This window comes from Pantoea sp. SGAir0430, from assembly GCF_043549295.1.
Map to the genome: position 1 here is coordinate 404,059 of NZ_CP039428.1, position 14,623 is coordinate 418,681.

Here is a 14,623-nt window from a genome sequence, read left to right on the forward strand (position 1 = left end):
TTCTGATCACGATGGCCGGAATCCCGGTCATCATGTTGTCCGAAATCACGACCTTTCTCGTCAGCCGCGCCGGTGCGCGACTGCGTACTATGAATTCACCAACCCGATAACTGACAAGGTGAATATCATGACGCAGCAGACACACACCAACCGCGGCACTGCCGTCGTCACCGGTGCCTCTACCGGTATGGGCGCACTGTACGCCGGCCGCCTGGCACGCATGGGCTATGACCTGATCATCGTGGCCCGCAATCACAACCGTCTGAACCAGCTGGCTGAACACATCACCACCGACAGCGGCCGCAGCGTGGAAGTCATCACCGCGGACCTGGCCGATGCCGCACAGCTGAACGCGCTGGAAGAAAAGCTGCGTCAGGACGCGAGCATTACGCTGCTGGTGAATAACGCCGGCATCGGCACGCATACCTCTTTGCTGGACAGCGACGTGGCGCAGATGAACGCCATGATTAACCTCAACGTCATCGCGCTGACCCGCCTGACCTATGCGCTGGTGCCGGGCATGGTGGCGCGCGGACGCGGCGCCATCATCAACATCGCCTCGATCGTCAGCATTGCGCCTGAGCTGCTGAACGGTGTTTACGGCGGCAGCAAGGCTTACGTGCTGGCGTTCAGTCAGTCGCTGCACCATGAACTGGCCGGTAAGGGGATTCAGGTACAGGCCGTGCTGCCTGGTGCCACCGCAACGCCGTTCTGGGATAACGGCGGTCTGCCGGTTGACCAGCTTGACCCGAACATCGTCATGAGCGCGCAGGAGATGGTTGATGCGGCGCTCACCGGCTTCGCCCGCGGCGAGCTCATTACCATTCCGTCCCTGCAGGACGAAGCGCTCTGGACCCGCTATGAGCAGGCGCGTCAGGCCATGATGCCGCACCTCGGCAGCGACGCGCCGGCTGAACGCTATCGGCCCGTCTCTGTGCACTGAACGCCCCCTTATTCAGAATCGCAATCCCAATAACTGTCCCATTAAGGAATCAGATCATGAAACTGACCGATAACACCATCTTCATCACGGGCGGCACTTCTGGCATCGGCCGCGCAATGGCAGAAAAATTTCATCAGCTGGGCAACCAGGTGATCATCTCCGGACGCCGCGAGGCGCTGCTGCAGGAAGTCACCGCCGCCAGTCCGGGCATGGACTATGTGGTGCTGGACGTCACGCGCGCCGACAGCATTCAGGCCGCCGCACAGAGCGTGCTGGAACGCTATCCGGCCCTGAACGTGGTCATCAATAATGCTGGCATCATGCCGTTTGACAACGCGGCGGGCGAACTGGATGACGCGCAGGCGGTGACGCTACTGAACACCAACATTCTGGGACCGGTACGCGTCAGTGCGGCCTTTATCGAACACCTGAAGCAGCAGCCGGACGCGGTGCTGATTAACAACAGCTCGGTGCTGGCCTTCCTGCCGCTGGCGACCAACGCACTTTACTCGGCCACCAAGGCCGCGATTCACTCCTATACCCTGTCGCAGCGCTTCCTGCTGCGTGATACCGGCGTGCAGGTCATCGAAATCTCACCGCCGTGGGTGGATACCGATCTGATTTATAAAAGCGGCGACCCGCGCGCCATGCCGCTGGACGCCTTCATCAGCGAGACGTTTGAAAAGCTGGGTACCGACACCATCGAAGCGATTGTCGACCGCGTGCTGCCGGTGCGCGATAACCCGGGCGCGAACGAGCATACGCTGGTGAATCAGTTCAACCAGTCTGTGGCGGATAACCCGATTCCTGTTCAGTAAACATTTCAGGGGCAGCGCCCCTGAAGTTTATGCCGGAGAGAAATAATGAACGCTGTCATCACCTCTTCCCAGCGCCGCGCGCTGCGTGCGCTGAGCATTGCCTACTTCGTTCAGGCTACCGGCGCGCTGTCTGTCGCTGGCAGTCTGCCGGCCATCTCAGCAGCCTGGCAGCTGACTGATGCGCAGAGCGCGCGCTTACTGAGTGTTTTCGGACTCACCTTCGCGCTGGCGGCTCCGCTGGTGCAGGTGCTGTTTGGTCACCTGCGCCGTCGTCGGCTGGTGCTCACCGGCATTGCACTGTTTAGCCTGGGCGCCTTCGCGTTTGTGCTGTCGCCGGGCTACAACGCACTGCTCGCCTCACGCATCCTGATGGGGGCCGGCGCCGGGTTCATCGGTCCGGTGTTGGTTGCGCTGGGCTCCGAACTGGTCCATGAACAGCTACGCGGCCGGGCCATCGGCATGGTACTGCTCGGAGTATCGATGGCAAGCCTTGCCGGTATTCCGCTCGCCGCCTGGGTAGCCAGCCTGTGGGGCGCGAAAGCCCTGTTTGTGCTGGTCGGATTGCTAAGTCTGCTGAGCGGGCTGAACATTTTGCTGACGGTGCCGGATGACAGTGCCGGGACGCGCATCCGCCTGCGTGAGATGGCCGGCGTGCTGGCCGATGGTAAATACCTGACGGCCTTCCTGGTGGTGTTTTTTATTACTTCCGGCGTTTACAGCTTTTACGCTTTTATCGCGCCGCTCATTCGCGACACCTACACTGGCGGCACGCATGCGGTCTCCGCAGCGCTGGCCGTGCTGGGCGTTGCCGGCGTGCTGGGCAATCTCTGGGTCACCCGCGTGGCGACACGCTTTACCGCTGAGAAGCTGCTGCTGAGCGGCATGACGTTGCTCATCGTCGATACGGCCTTGATCGCCGTGCTGCCGAAAGCGCTGGGCGTGCTGCTGGCGGCACTGGTGGTCTGGGCGTTTGCCACCGATCTGCTCTGGCCCAGCCAGCAGCGCCGGATCGTCGAGCTGGCATCAGTCCGCCATCGCGGCATTGCGCTGGCGCTGACCAGTGCCTTCATGTTTGGTGGTATCGGCTTTGGCTCTGCGGTCGCATCATGGATATATCCACTCGCCGGCTTTTACGGGCTGATCGGCATGTCGGTGGCCTTTATTCTGCTGGCGATGCTCAGTCTGCAGCTGTCAGAAAAGCGCAGGCAACCGGTAAACATCGCTGAGTGCGGTCAGCGTCAGGCCTGAATCGGTGGATGCCTCTAACCCGGTGCCGCAAAGCGAATGCTGGCCTGGCACGCTCTGCGCATTGAATACGTGACGCCAGTGGGGAAGGGGACCGGCTGGCTGCGGACAGGCTTTTACAGAACGTCCGGTATGCGATCCCGGCAGGTCCATGACGATGATAACTCAGGGAAACAATCTCCCGTTGACACCTTAAAGTGCCCATTGTATAAAAGCCCGCTTCGTTAATGAGTTTCATTTGCATTAAAGCGGCGCGGGCTTCTCAAAACAATATCAATGGGGATAGGGGTAAATGAAAAAGGTCATCTGCACGTTATGTTTGGTGTTTGCATCGGTTAGCTCTGCGCTGGCCACCACCTATCCTCTCACGATTGAAAACTGCGGCTATAAAGAGACCTTCACCAGGCCGCCTGAGCGCGTGGTGGCGCTGGGGCAAAATACCGCAGAAATTTTGCTGCTGCTCGGCCTGCAGGACAAGGTCATCGCCAGTGCGTTCTGGCCGACTAAAGTGTTGCCACAGCTGGCCGAACAGAATGCAAAAATCAAAACGCTAACGGTAGAAATCCCCACCCTCGAATCCGTGCTGGCGCAAAATCCGGACTTCGTTCCTGCCCAGACGCCGCTGCTGCTGGGACCCGAGAGCAAGGTGGCAAAACGCGAAGATTTGATCACCCTTGGCGTGAACAGTTATGTGTCGCCAGGAATGTGCGCTACCAAAAAAGCCGCAGGTGATATGTATGGCAGTCGCCAGCAGCTGTGGGATATGACGTACCTGTATCAGGAGATTCAGGACTTCGCCAAAATTTTCAACGTGGAAGATCGCGGCCAGGCGGTGATTGCCGATTTCAAAAAGCGTGAAGCGGCACTGCGTCAGGAGTTTGGTAGCAGCAAAAAGAATCTCTCGTTCGTGTTTTGGTTCTCAAGCTCGTCACCGTCTGCGGATGCCTATGTGGGCGGTAAAAACAGTCCATCCGGATTCATCGCCAGCGTGCTGGGCGGGCACAACGCCATCACGTCAGAGACCGAATGGCCGACGGTCAGCTGGGAGAGCATCATTGCTGCCAATCCGGATGTGATCGTGGTCTCCAGTCTCGATCGCAATCGCTGGGCGCTGGATAAAGCCGAAGAGAAAATCAAATTCCTGAAAAGCGATCCTGCCGTCAGCCAGCTGGATGCGGTGAAAAAAGGCCACATTGTGGTGATGGACGGCCAGGCGATGAACCCGACCATCCGCACTATTTACGGAGCCGAACAGGTGGGTGAGCAGCTGAGAAAACTGGAACTTAACTGATGACCATCGCTGTTGTTCAGGCGCGACAGGGGCTGTTCCTGACCGCCTCGCTGGTGGCTGCCGTGGCGTTATTATTGCTGGTGATTGCGACCGGTGTCAGCGTCGGAGAACTGTCGATCCCGCTAAAAAGCGTCTTTTATGCCATCAGCAATAAAATGGGGCTCACGCACGTTCCCCTGAGCCGCATCTACGAAAGTGTGATCTGGGACTTTCGCCTCAGCCGGGCGCTGGTGGCGGCGTGCTGTGGCGCCGGGTTAGCGATTTGCGGTGCCGTTTTGCAAAGCCTGCTGAAGAATGCGCTGGCTGAGCCTTATGTGCTCGGTGTCTCTGCCGGTGCCTCCACTGGGGCGGTTTCTGTCGTGGTGTTGGGCATCGGCAGCGGGGCCGTCTCGCTGTCGGCGGGAGCCTTCGCCGGCGCCTTCACTGCCTTTGCCTTTGTCGCTTTTCTGACGAAAGGGGCACGTGGCGGTAATGAACGCACCATCCTGGCTGGCGTTGCGGCTTCCCAGCTGTTTAATGCCATCACCGCTTATACCATCAGCACCTCTGCCAGTGCGCAGCAGGCGCGCGATGTGATGTTCTGGTTGCTGGGCAGCTTCAGTGGCGTACGCTGGCCGGAACTCCAGCTGGTGCTGGTGGTAGTGACCCTCGGACTGGCCATTTGCCTCTACTATTCCCGGGCGCTGGATGCGTTCACTTTTGGTGACGATGCGGCTGCCTCGCTGGGTATTGCGGTGCCTCAGGTGCGCCTTGCGCTCTTTATCACCACCGCGCTTATCACCGCCACCATCGTCAGCATGGCCGGTTCAATTGGTTTTATTGGCCTGGTGGTGCCGCATGTCATGCGTTTCTTCTTTGGTCCGCTGCATCGCACGTTGCTGATTGCAAGCGCACTGGCCGGTGCCATTCTGATGGTGCTGGCAGATATCGCGTCGCGCCTGCTGATTGCCCCGCAAAGCCTGCCGGTGGGCGTGGTGACCGCGCTGGTTGGCGTGCCGTTCTTTGCGGTGATTATCTGGCGTTCGGGGAATAAATAATGAGTATCTCCGCTGACAACATTAGCTGGAAGGTTGGAAAAAAGGTCATCGTCGATAACGTATCGCTGCACATTTCCCGTGGTGAAACTGTCGGGCTGATCGGTCCAAACGGCTGCGGTAAATCTTCCCTCCTGCGCATCCTCGCCGGCCTGCGGCGCCCGGATGCCGGCAATGTGACGCTGGACGGGCAAAATATCGCCCGCATCGCCCGCAAACAGCTTGGCCGCCGGGTGGCATTCGTCGAGCAGCACGGCATGACTGACGCCAACATGCGTGTGCGCGATGTGGTGAAACTGGGGCGCATTCCGCATCATTCGCCATTCTCTAACTGGAGTGCGCACGATGACGAGACTGTGACGGCCGCTCTGCAGCGCGTGGACATGCTGGAGAAAAGTGAGCAGGGATGGCTGAGTCTCTCCGGTGGCGAACGTCAGCGTGTGCACATTGCCCGCGCACTGGCGCAAACGCCGAGCGAAATTCTGCTGGACGAACCGACCAACCATCTGGATATCCATCACCAGATGCAATTAATGCAGCTCATCAGCGAGTTACCGGTTACCAGCATTGTCGCCATTCACGATCTCAACCACGCATCGATGTTCTGTGATTCGCTGATCGTGATGCAGAACGGTCAAATCATCGCAACCGGCACGCCGCAGGATATCCTGACCGAGGCGCTGCTTTGGCAGGTATTCCGGGTGAAAACCAAAATTGAGATCTCCCGCTTTCATGGCAAGAAGCACATTCATTTCATTCTTTAGGGCCAGGTAGCATGCTTTCTTTCTCGCTGCGTCCTGTCTCTACCCTGCGCCCGGGCGTTTTGCTGGGCAGCCAGTTTGTTTTCAACATTGGCTTTTACGCGGTTGTTCCCTTTCTGGCGATATTCTTACGCGATGATATGTTGCTCTCCGGCGGCGTTATCGGGCTGATTCTGGGATTACGCACATTCTCCCAGCAGGGGATGTTTCTGCTGGGCGGTGCGCTCTCTGACCGGTACGGCGCAAAGATGATTATCCTGTGTGGCTGTCTGGTCCGGATTACGGGTTATCTGTTGCTGGCGCTTGGGCAATCGCTGTGGCCGATCATTCTGGGTGCATGTCTGACGGGCATCGGCGGTGCGCTGTTTTCCCCGTCAATTGAAGCGCTGCTGGCCAAAGCGGGAACGCAAAGCGAGGCGCAAGGAAAGCGCGGCCGCGCGGAGTGGTTTGCGCTGTTTGCGGTGTGCGGCGAACTCGGTGCCGTACTGGGCCCGGTTGCTGGCGCACTGCTGACCGGATTCGGTTTCCGCCAGGTGGCGCTGGCAGGGGCCGCGGTCTTTGTCATCGCGCTGATGGTGCTGTACTTTTTTCTCCCTGCTACAGGTAACAGCAAACAGGCGCTAAAAATTGTCCCCTGGTGGATGACCTTCCGCCAGCCGCGTTTTGTCGCTTTCATCGTGGCTTACAGCTCGTGGCTTTTGAGCTACAACCAGCTGTATCTGGCTTTGCCAGTGGAGATTCGGCGAGCAGGCGGCAGCGAGAAAGATCTCGGCCCGCTCTTTATGCTGGCCTCGGTGTTGATCATCGCTTTTCAGCTGCCGCTGGCGCGCTTTGCACGACGCGTGGGAACGGTAAAAGTTTTACCGGTGGGTTTTTTGCTGCTCTCCGCCGCGTTTGCCAGCGTGGCCCTGTTCGCATCGACAACCCCGCCTGACGGCTGGCTGCGATTGATCCCTGCGGTGTGTCTGGTGACGTTTTTAACATTCGGCCAGATGCTGCTGGTGCCGTCGGCCAAGGATTTGATTCCCCGTTTTGCCGACCCCGCGACGCTGGGGGCGCATTACGGCGCCCTTGCCACCGCCGGCGGCTTCGTGGTGCTGGCCGGCAATTTAATGTCTGGACCGCTGCTGGACAACGCACTTGTCCCTTCAACGCAGGCTATTTATCCCTGGCTGCTGCTGGCGCTGTTTCCCCTGTGCAGCGCCGTTGCGATGACCGTGATTTGTCGCCCGCTGCGCAGCGCGCCGATCGGGAAACCTGAATAACCGTTGCTGCCATCCGGGTTATAACGGCGCGGTGCTGTAGCCTGACGCGCACAACGCGGGCAGGGCAGGTTGCGCAGGCTCTCATCGACAAATGATCAGCCCGATCATGTGTAAACTCTACCTGGTTAACAACACCCAGAAAAACGTTTTCAGGAGTCAAGCCAGATGTTTACGCACATGCGCATTGCCAGACCCGTCTCCCAGCTTGAACGATCGGTGCTGATGTTTAGTCAGGGACTGGGTCTGCAAAAAATTGCCGAATTCCACGATCACGATGGTTTCAATGGCGTGATGCTGGGGCGAAAAGACCTCGACTGGCACCTCGAATTCACCTGCTGCCCGGGACATCCCGTTATACCCTCGCCAACCGAAGACGATCTCCTCGTCCTCTATTATCCGGAAGAAAATGCATGGAAGCTGGCATGCGAAACCATGATCGAAGCGGGTTTTAAACGGACGAATTCTTTTAATCCTTACTGGGATGTGAATGGGAAAACCTTCGTTGATCCCGACGGGTACCGGGTGGTGATGCAAAACAGGGCGTGGGAATAACGGAGAAAGCCTCGTGCAATGGTTCAGTCAGGAAAAATTTGCGGTTCGTCTTGAGTGGGGACTGCCTGCGGTAGAGCATCTTGCCGGGGAAGTCGACTGCGCTGTCATTGTTGACGTTATGTCGTTCTCAACTTGCGTCAGTATGGCTGTCAATAATGGTGCCTGTGTCTATCCGTACCCCTGGAAAGGTGCTTCTGCTATTGAATATGGTTTGAAAATGGGAGCCAGCACAGCGAGTCCGGACAGGCGATTCAGCGGTGAAGGTTACAGCCTATCGCCGGCTTCGCTAAGAAACATAAGCGAGGGTGAAAAACTGGTCCTCCCATCGCCTAACGGTTCAGCTGTTTCATTCAAAGCAAGGGATGCAGGAATAGCAGTGTTGAGCGGCTGTTTCAGAAACATATCTGCGACCGCGAATGCCTGCCGTTCCTTCAGCCGTGTTCTGGTAATTCCCTGTGGAGAACGCTGGCCCGATGGTAGCCTTCGACCCAGTATTGAGGATTATGTGGCTGCTGGCGGAATTATTGCTGCAATGGGGCGTCAAAATTGCTCACCAGAAGCAGAGGCTGCGGTGGCTGTCTGGCAGCATTACCAGAAGCAAAACCTGGTGCTTTTACGGGAGTGTTCGTCTGCAATAGAGCTGATGCAACGTGGATTCGCCGGGGATGTCGATCTCTGCCTTGAAGTAGACAAGTCCAGCCTGGAATGCCGGCTTTGGGGTGATGCCTATATGTCAGCATTGCCCGGGCAAAATAGTTTCTGACCGACCAGACGGTGCGCTCTGTGCCAGGAGCGGACATCAATGAATATTGCTGTGGATTTCACTCAGCGATGTTTCTCTAATCTGATATCAGTGTCATTGATGTCAATTTTATTGCCCCAGCCGAGCTGTATATAAAATTTTGCTGCACGACTTTGTTTGTCAGTTTCAAGCCAGGCAATCTCATGATGCCTGAATAATTCATTCTCCGCGAGTTCAACAAGCCTGCGGCCTATACCCCTGCCTTCGTACTCCGGGAGAACAAAGGCAGCAAAAAGGCAGCCTTCATCAGGTAAAATCATAGAGAAACCAATAATTTTCTCGTCATCAGTCGCAACCCATGCACAGCGACTCTTTTCAATCAAATCAGCTACTACGTTTTCGGTAATCCCGATTCGCCGCATTTCCTCACGACTCAAATGATTCTCGATAACTGAGATTCTGACATGAAACATGCCATCGATATCAGCTGCCTGGGCAGTTCTTATATTTATGTTCAGAGGTATAACTCCATTCCAGGATAAGCATAAATTTTAGTATTGATGCCATTTTTATAAAGTCATCAGGGTTTGAGTCCAAAGCTGCTCGTAATGTCTTTTTTCGCTTGTACCAGATATAGAAGTGTATATGAATCCGCTTTGTATCAGAAGCGGCCATAGCCAGTGGCTCCACATTCCCGCCGTTTAACTCCTGAGCATGCTGTTTATCGCTTATCCATGCCGGTGGCTTCGCTAACACACACACTTCGGTACCGGCCGAAGCAACATGGTTTCGTCTTCATTAAGCTGTCCGAAAATAAACGACGGAGCGGACCATGATTGCAGTACTTTTTGAGGCAGAAGCCCTGCCAGCAGCTCAGGAGCGATATCTTCAACTTGCTTCTGAGCTGAAGCCTCTTTTATCCGACACGCCCGGATTTATTTCCATTGAACGCTTCCAGAGCCTGACCACGCCCGGCAAGATCCTCTCTTTGTCCTGGTGGGAAGATGAGGATGCTGTCGCCAGGTGGAAACGCAATGTGATGCATCAGGCCGCGCAGCAAGAAGGCAGGCAGTCGAATTTTTCATTCTACAGGATACGGGTAGCCAGCGTATTCCGTGATTACTCTTCTGATAAGAGCACCAATCCGCATGCATGACATTCACGTTATTCTCAAAAATAGCCCGGGCTCGCTAGGTTTACTGGGGAGTGTATTGGGGAAAAACGGTGTGGGTCTTGAAGGGGGTGGCGTATTTACAACACCGGAAGGCGGGCATGCACACTTTCTGGTTGAAGACGGGTATAAAGCGCGTACGGTATTAACTGAAGCCGGTTTTGAAGTCGGCAACCTATGTCGTCCTCTGGTCAGAAAATTAGCGCAGGAACGTCCCGGAGAGCTGGGCGAAATCGCTGACACACTTGCCCGGAACGGCATCAATATTCTGGTACAGTACAGCGACCACCGTAACCGGCTCATTCTCATTACGGATGATGATGTCCGGGCAGCCGAAGTAACCCGAAAATGGGCAATAGCTTCTGAATGAACCTTGTTAACCAAATGCGCGAAAGTGAGCCGGATAATGTCCTTGAAACATCAATGGCAAGGGTGGCATCTGCGCTGGCAGACCCGTCAAGGGTGACTATTCTGTGCGCGCTGATGGACGGGCGCGCATGGACAGCGACCGAACTTAGCGTAGTGGCTGGCATAGCAGCCTCGACAACCAGCGGGCATCTGAACCGACTCCTTAGCAGCGGTCTGGTCATTTGCCTGATGCAGGGGCGTCATCGCTATTACAGTCTGGCCGGTCATCATATCGCCGGATTGCTCGAAAACCTGATGGGGGTTTCCATGTGGACAACTAAGGCCCCCGTTTCCAGTACGCCGGTTCATCTGCGTTACGCACGCACCTGCTATGACCATCTGGCCGGCGAGCTTGCTGTCAATATTTATGACTTTATGCTCAGAGAAAATTGGCTGGAAGCAGCGGGAACGGGACTGACATCAGCCGGCAAAATCCATTTTGAGAACATGGGCGTTATGCTGAATTCCCGCACACGGCGCAAGCCCTGTTGCCCCTGTCTGGACTGGAGTGAAAGGCGTTTCCACCTCGGCGGTGATGCGGGCTCAGCCCTGTTTACGCTTTTCCTTCAAAAAGAATGGGTCAGGCGTATACAGGGCTACCGTGAAGTCAACGTAACCGATTCAGGCCGGGTTGCAATGTATCGGCTGTTTAAACTGAAAATCAGTTGAATTAACGTCAGGCGCCAGATCGCCCGACCTTTCAGATTTAACAAAAAGCTTATTTTTTATCCAGCGACCAGGTCGCGCTGCGCACATCGACTTTCACCGGTAGCAGGCCGACGCGGGTGAAGGTGTCTGCCAGCGCCTGCTGTTCCGCAAACACCTGCGGTGACATGCGTGACGCGCCATAAGGCAGGCGTTGCAGCGTGGTCTGCCAGATGGATTTATCCAGACCGGTGGATTTCGCCAGAATCGCGGCGGCTTCATCCTGATGCTGATTGGCCCAGTCGCTCAGCTTGCTCAACTCGTCAACCACCTGCTTAGCCGTTTGCGGGTGGTTTTCGGCAAACGGGCGGCTGGCAAGGTAGAAGGTGTAGTGCGGCACCAGACCTTCGGCGTTGCGCACTTCACGCGCGCCGGCGTTGGCTTCGACCTCAGCCAGGTAGGGATCCCAGATCACCCAGGCATCGATTGCGCCCTTCTGGAAGGCGGCGCGCGCATCGGCCGGCGGCAGGTAAACCGGCGTGACATCTTTATAGTTCAGCCCGGCATCTTCCAGCGCTTTCACCAGCAGATAATTGACGTCTGAACCCTTGTTCAGGCCAACGCGTTTGCCTTTGAGATCGGCCACGCTTTTGATGGGTGAGTCTTTCGGCACCACAATGGCTTCGGTTTTAGGGTTGGCGGGTGAATGTCCGAGATAAATCAGATCGGCTTTTGCCGCCTGCGCGAAGGCGGGTGGCGCATCGCCGGTGGCGGCCAGATCGATACTGCCCACGTTCAGCCCCTCCAGCATTTGCGGGCCGGCGGGGAATTCCACCCAGCGCACCGCAATACCCTCTTTTTTGAAGGTCTCATCCAGCGTGCCGCGATATTTCAGCAGCGCAAAAATGTTGGCTTTCTGATAGCCGATGGTGACGGTTTCCGGGTTGGCGGCGAAGGCGTGCGTGGCGAGCAGGCCGAAGCTGAGTGCCAGTGCGCTCAGGGCAAAACGTTGTGCTTTCATGGGGCGTCTCTCGTGGTTTTTCCTCCATCCTGGCAAAGTTGTTATATAACCAATAAATAACTTTTTAATATCGCTTATAACTCTAATTCCAGCCTGCATCAGCATTCACTGTAATGGGCAAGTTGCATAGAGAACCGGATAATTAGCACGGTAATAATTTGTATAACAAATCAAAATGTCATCGCCGCAGGCTTCTGTCAGGATAAGCGATAACGTTGCCTGCTATAGGTTGCTCCCGTTCTATGAAGTGGTTTTCCCGAAGCGCCGTACTATTCTCTGCCAAAACCTGTCTGGCCGCCTTTCTGGCTTTTTATCTTGCGCTGGAACTCAACCTGGACAAACCCGCCTGGTCACTGACCACCGTGTATGTTGCCTCGCAGCTGTATTCCGCTTCGACGGTGTCCAAATCGGTGTTTCGCTTTTTTGGCACCGTGCTGGGCGGGCTGTTTACTCTGTTGATCTATCCGGCTACGGTCCAGTCGCCGATGCTGTTCAGCCTGTGTATTTCACTCTGGGTTGCCATCTGCCTGTATCTCTCGCTGCACGACCGCACGCCAAAAAGTTACGTCTTTATGCTGGCCGGCTACAGCGCCGCCATTATGGGCTTTCCCGATGTGACCTCGCCCGGCGCCATTACCTATACGGTGATTTCCCGCATTGAGGAAATCACTGTGGCGATTGTCTGCAGCAGCCTGGTGCATCGGCTGATCTTCCCGGTTTCGATGCGTCATCTGCTCGAACAGAGCGTCGGGCTGTGGTATCAGAACGCGCGTAAATTGTGTAGCGAGCTGATGACGGCGATGCCCGCGGCAAAATCACTGGAGCGCGAGGATATTCTGGTGCAGATGGCCAACTATCCGCTTAACGTCGAAACGCTGATCACTCACTGCTTCTATGAAGGTGATGCCGCGCGGCGGCTGGTGCAGCTGGTCAGCGTGCAGTATCAGCATTTGTCGTACCTAATCCCGACGCTCACCGCCATTGAATCGCGGCTGAATCTGCTGGCACAGCAGCAGATCCGCTTTCCCGATTATGTCGCGACGGCCTTTCAGCAATTTTTACAATGGCTGAACGGCGACGCGCAGCAGCCGGTGCGCGATCGCCTCACCGACGCTCAGGAACAGCTGCAGCAGGCCTGGCGCGCAGGGCGGCTTAACAGTGAAGAGAGCATTTTGCTCATCGGTCTGCTGGAACGGTTACTCAATTTTGTCCGTATTGCTGATGCTTACCACAGCGTCAGCGAGCGCGTCAGTGACTGGACGCCAGCGGTGAAACCGGGCAAGGCGTCACGTGCGCACAAGCATGTCGATAAAGGTCTGCTGCTGCTGTCGTGCTTTAATGCCTTTATCGCCACCTTTGCCAGCTGCCTGTTCTGGATCGGCAGCGGCTGGCGTGATGGTTCAACCGCGCCGATGATGGCGGCGGTGCTATGTTCGTTCTTCGCCGGGCTGGATAGCCCCATCGCACCGATGAAGCTGTTTCTGAAGGGCGTACTGATCTCCATGGCGATCAGCCTGATTTACGTCACGCTGCTGATCCCGCAGGCGGTGACATTTGAAGCGCTGGTGATTTGCCTCGCGCCGGGATTGTTTGCTTTAGGGTTGGTGATCGCCAATCCGTCCACCAACCTGATCGGTCTCATCGTCGCCACGCAGATCCCCGGTTTGATCGGCATGAGCCACCATTTCAAACCCGATTTGCAGCTTATAGTGAATGCCATGATCTCCACGCTGGTGGGCATTGCCGTTGCGCTGGTGCTGACGCTGCTGATTCGCAACAAACGCCCGGCGTGGACGGCCACGCGTGCGCTGCGCAAAGGCATTCGCGATCTGCTGCAGTTTATTACCGCGCTGCGCATGAACACCGCCACGCTGACGGCGCGGCAGCAATTTGTCGCACGCACGCTGGACAGGGTAAACGTGATTCTGCCGCGTAAACGCGTCGATCCGGCACCGGAGCTGGTGGCGGGCGGTAATCTGATTGCGGAGGCCTGGCTCGGTGCTAACTGCTATGACTATTACACCCGTCATCGGCACCTGCTGCTGGCCAACCAGATAGAAAGCGCGGCCATGTTTCACGAGCTCAGCCAGTTTCTTAAGCAGCGGCTGAAAACGCTGGACAGCACGCCGTCGCCGGCGCTGCTGCATGAGCTTGATGTGTTACTGCTGCGGCTGGAGGCGGCGGCGCAGCAGGAAAATGCGCTGTTTGCGCCGCTGTTTCATCTGTTCAATATTCGTCTGTCGCTCTTTCCTGGCGCGCGCTGGCCACAGCCGCTGGCAGAGCAAAACCGCACATAGTGTGATTAAGATCGCACTTTTTGTTAGGTCGGTAATAATAACAATGGTTACTATAACTCCCATGCAGAGCATTCAGCTCTGACCCAAACATTGAAGGAATATGACCATGAAAAACGTAAAAACTCTGACCATCGCTGCTGTTGCTGCTCTTTCTATGATCTCTTTCGGTAGCTTCGCCGCTAAAAGCATCTCCGTCCACGGCAGCACCCTGGATAGCGCTGAAGCCCAGGTTGCCGCTCAGGCTAAAGCGAGTGGTGCAGACAGCTACAAAATCACCAGTGCCCGCGCAGACAACGGCGTGGACATGACTGCTGAGCTGTACAAATAATAACAATCCCTTTCTCCGTTAACGTGCTTAGCCCGGGTTATCCCGGGCTTTTTTGTGCCTGCGATGCGGTTCAGCGCCGCGACGCTTTCATGCCTTCATTGA

Annotated in this window: 16 protein-coding genes; 14 read left to right on the forward strand and 2 right to left on the reverse strand. The window is 56.3% G+C overall.

The features are described from left to right. The first annotated feature begins 127 nt into the window (after nt 1-127). The 9 genes from E7738_RS20895 to E7738_RS20935 all read left to right on the forward strand — a co-directional run bounded on the left by E7738_RS20895 (nt 128) and on the right by E7738_RS20935 (nt 8,672). Nucleotides 128-943, forward strand: a complete 816-nt coding sequence (locus E7738_RS20895) for an SDR family NAD(P)-dependent oxidoreductase (RefSeq protein ID WP_058770444.1) — start codon at nt 128-130, stop codon at nt 941-943. 56 nt (nt 944-999) lie between these two features. Then, nucleotides 1,000-1,761 carry an SDR family oxidoreductase gene (locus tag E7738_RS20900; protein ID WP_021508768.1) on the forward strand — a complete coding sequence of 254 codons (762 nt, stop codon included), beginning with the start codon at nt 1,000-1,002 and terminating at the stop codon, nt 1,759-1,761. Between the two features lie 45 nt (nt 1,762-1,806). Then, nucleotides 1,807-3,009 (forward strand): MFS transporter, encoded by a 1,203-nt coding sequence (locus tag E7738_RS20905; RefSeq protein WP_394516374.1) that lies wholly within the window; start codon nt 1,807-1,809, stop codon nt 3,007-3,009. Nucleotides 3,010-3,298: 289 nt separating this feature from the next. Then, on the forward strand, nt 3,299-4,297 hold the full coding sequence (locus E7738_RS20910; RefSeq protein ID WP_058776190.1) for a siderophore ABC transporter substrate-binding protein EitA: 999 nt from the start codon (nt 3,299-3,301) through the stop codon (nt 4,295-4,297). Further along, on the forward strand, nt 4,297-5,334 hold the full coding sequence (locus tag E7738_RS20915) for a FecCD family ABC transporter permease (RefSeq protein ID WP_058770448.1): 1,038 nt from the start codon (nt 4,297-4,299) through the stop codon (nt 5,332-5,334). The genes E7738_RS20910 and E7738_RS20915 overlap by 1 nt, the downstream gene beginning before the upstream one ends. Beyond that, complete coding sequence (locus E7738_RS20920; protein WP_132463501.1) at nt 5,334-6,095, forward strand: siderophore ABC transporter ATP-binding protein EitC; 762 nt, start codon at nt 5,334-5,336, stop codon at nt 6,093-6,095. The genes E7738_RS20915 and E7738_RS20920 overlap by 1 nt, the downstream gene beginning before the upstream one ends. Before the next feature lie 11 nt (nt 6,096-6,106). Next, the gene (locus E7738_RS20925) at nt 6,107-7,357 is read left to right on the forward strand and encodes an MDR family MFS transporter (RefSeq protein ID WP_394516375.1); all 1,251 of its coding nucleotides are present in this window, start codon (nt 6,107-6,109) and stop codon (nt 7,355-7,357) included. Between the two features lie 165 nt (nt 7,358-7,522). Continuing rightward, nucleotides 7,523-7,909, forward strand: coding sequence for a VOC family protein (locus E7738_RS20930; RefSeq protein ID WP_394516376.1), 387 nt, complete (start codon nt 7,523-7,525; stop codon nt 7,907-7,909). A gap of 13 nt (nt 7,910-7,922) precedes the next feature. Beyond that, entirely contained in the window at nt 7,923-8,672 is a 750-nt protein-coding gene (locus E7738_RS20935; RefSeq protein WP_394516377.1) for a 2-phosphosulfolactate phosphatase, read from the forward strand. A gap of 62 nt (nt 8,673-8,734) precedes the next feature. Here the strand turns inward: E7738_RS20935 and E7738_RS20940 are convergent, their stop codons facing one another. Then, a complete protein-coding gene (locus tag E7738_RS20940) occupies nt 8,735-9,088 on the reverse strand; it encodes a GNAT family N-acetyltransferase (RefSeq protein WP_230201050.1) in 354 nt (117 codons plus the stop codon). Nucleotides 9,089-9,483: 395 nt separating this feature from the next. Here E7738_RS20940 and E7738_RS20945 point away from each other — a divergent pair, with 395 nt between their 5' ends. Genes E7738_RS20945 through E7738_RS20955 form a run of 3 tightly spaced genes read left to right on the forward strand, consistent with a single transcriptional unit; the run spans nt 9,484 to nt 10,899 of the window. Beyond that, nucleotides 9,484-9,807 (forward strand): antibiotic biosynthesis monooxygenase family protein, encoded by a 324-nt coding sequence (locus E7738_RS20945; protein WP_394516378.1) that lies wholly within the window; start codon nt 9,484-9,486, stop codon nt 9,805-9,807. After that, the gene (locus tag E7738_RS20950) at nt 9,800-10,192 is read left to right on the forward strand and encodes an amino acid-binding protein (protein WP_394516379.1); all 393 of its coding nucleotides are present in this window, start codon (nt 9,800-9,802) and stop codon (nt 10,190-10,192) included. Before E7738_RS20945 ends, E7738_RS20950 begins: the two co-directional genes overlap by 8 nt. Then, the gene (locus tag E7738_RS20955) at nt 10,189-10,899 is read left to right on the forward strand and encodes an ArsR/SmtB family transcription factor (protein ID WP_394516380.1); all 711 of its coding nucleotides are present in this window, start codon (nt 10,189-10,191) and stop codon (nt 10,897-10,899) included. Before E7738_RS20950 ends, E7738_RS20955 begins: the two co-directional genes overlap by 4 nt. A gap of 49 nt (nt 10,900-10,948) precedes the next feature. Here the strand turns inward: E7738_RS20955 and E7738_RS20960 are convergent, their stop codons facing one another. Beyond that, a complete protein-coding gene (locus tag E7738_RS20960) occupies nt 10,949-11,896 on the reverse strand; it encodes a sulfonate ABC transporter substrate-binding protein (protein WP_058770463.1) in 948 nt (315 codons plus the stop codon). Nucleotides 11,897-12,138: 242 nt separating this feature from the next. Between E7738_RS20960 and E7738_RS20965 the strand changes: the two genes are divergently transcribed. Both E7738_RS20965 and E7738_RS20970 read left to right on the forward strand, forming a co-directional pair. Beyond that, nucleotides 12,139-14,193 carry an FUSC family protein gene (locus E7738_RS20965; RefSeq protein ID WP_394516381.1) on the forward strand — a complete coding sequence of 685 codons (2,055 nt, stop codon included), beginning with the start codon at nt 12,139-12,141 and terminating at the stop codon, nt 14,191-14,193. 106 nt (nt 14,194-14,299) lie between these two features. Next, nucleotides 14,300-14,521 (forward strand): YdgH/BhsA/McbA-like domain containing protein, encoded by a 222-nt coding sequence (locus E7738_RS20970; protein ID WP_394516382.1) that lies wholly within the window; start codon nt 14,300-14,302, stop codon nt 14,519-14,521. Nucleotides 14,522-14,623: the final 102 nt, after the last annotated feature.

What these genes read in the sequence shown, in the direction of transcription:
- E7738_RS20930 (WP_394516376.1), top strand. Translation starts at nt 7,523, where the DNA reads ATGTTTACGCACATGCGCATTGCCAGACCCGTCTCCCAGCTTGAACGA.
- E7738_RS20920 (WP_132463501.1), top strand. Translation starts at nt 5,334, where the DNA reads ATGAGTATCTCCGCTGACAACATTAGCTGGAAGGTTGGAAAAAAGGTC.
- E7738_RS20895 (WP_058770444.1), top strand. Translation starts at nt 128, where the DNA reads ATGACGCAGCAGACACACACCAACCGCGGCACTGCCGTCGTCACCGGT.
- E7738_RS20915 (WP_058770448.1), top strand. Translation starts at nt 4,297, where the DNA reads ATGACCATCGCTGTTGTTCAGGCGCGACAGGGGCTGTTCCTGACCGCC.
- E7738_RS20960 (WP_058770463.1), bottom strand. Translation starts at nt 11,896, where the DNA reads ATGAAAGCACAACGTTTTGCCCTGAGCGCACTGGCACTCAGCTTCGGC.
- E7738_RS20925 (WP_394516375.1), top strand. Translation starts at nt 6,107, where the DNA reads ATGCTTTCTTTCTCGCTGCGTCCTGTCTCTACCCTGCGCCCGGGCGTT.
- E7738_RS20970 (WP_394516382.1), top strand. Translation starts at nt 14,300, where the DNA reads ATGAAAAACGTAAAAACTCTGACCATCGCTGCTGTTGCTGCTCTTTCT.
- E7738_RS20905 (WP_394516374.1), top strand. Translation starts at nt 1,807, where the DNA reads ATGAACGCTGTCATCACCTCTTCCCAGCGCCGCGCGCTGCGTGCGCTG.
- E7738_RS20950 (WP_394516379.1), top strand. Translation starts at nt 9,800, where the DNA reads ATGCATGACATTCACGTTATTCTCAAAAATAGCCCGGGCTCGCTAGGT.
- E7738_RS20900 (WP_021508768.1), top strand. Translation starts at nt 1,000, where the DNA reads ATGAAACTGACCGATAACACCATCTTCATCACGGGCGGCACTTCTGGC.
- E7738_RS20965 (WP_394516381.1), top strand. Translation starts at nt 12,139, where the DNA reads ATGAAGTGGTTTTCCCGAAGCGCCGTACTATTCTCTGCCAAAACCTGT.
- E7738_RS20910 (WP_058776190.1), top strand. Translation starts at nt 3,299, where the DNA reads ATGAAAAAGGTCATCTGCACGTTATGTTTGGTGTTTGCATCGGTTAGC.
- E7738_RS20945 (WP_394516378.1), top strand. Translation starts at nt 9,484, where the DNA reads ATGATTGCAGTACTTTTTGAGGCAGAAGCCCTGCCAGCAGCTCAGGAG.
- E7738_RS20955 (WP_394516380.1), top strand. Translation starts at nt 10,189, where the DNA reads ATGAACCTTGTTAACCAAATGCGCGAAAGTGAGCCGGATAATGTCCTT.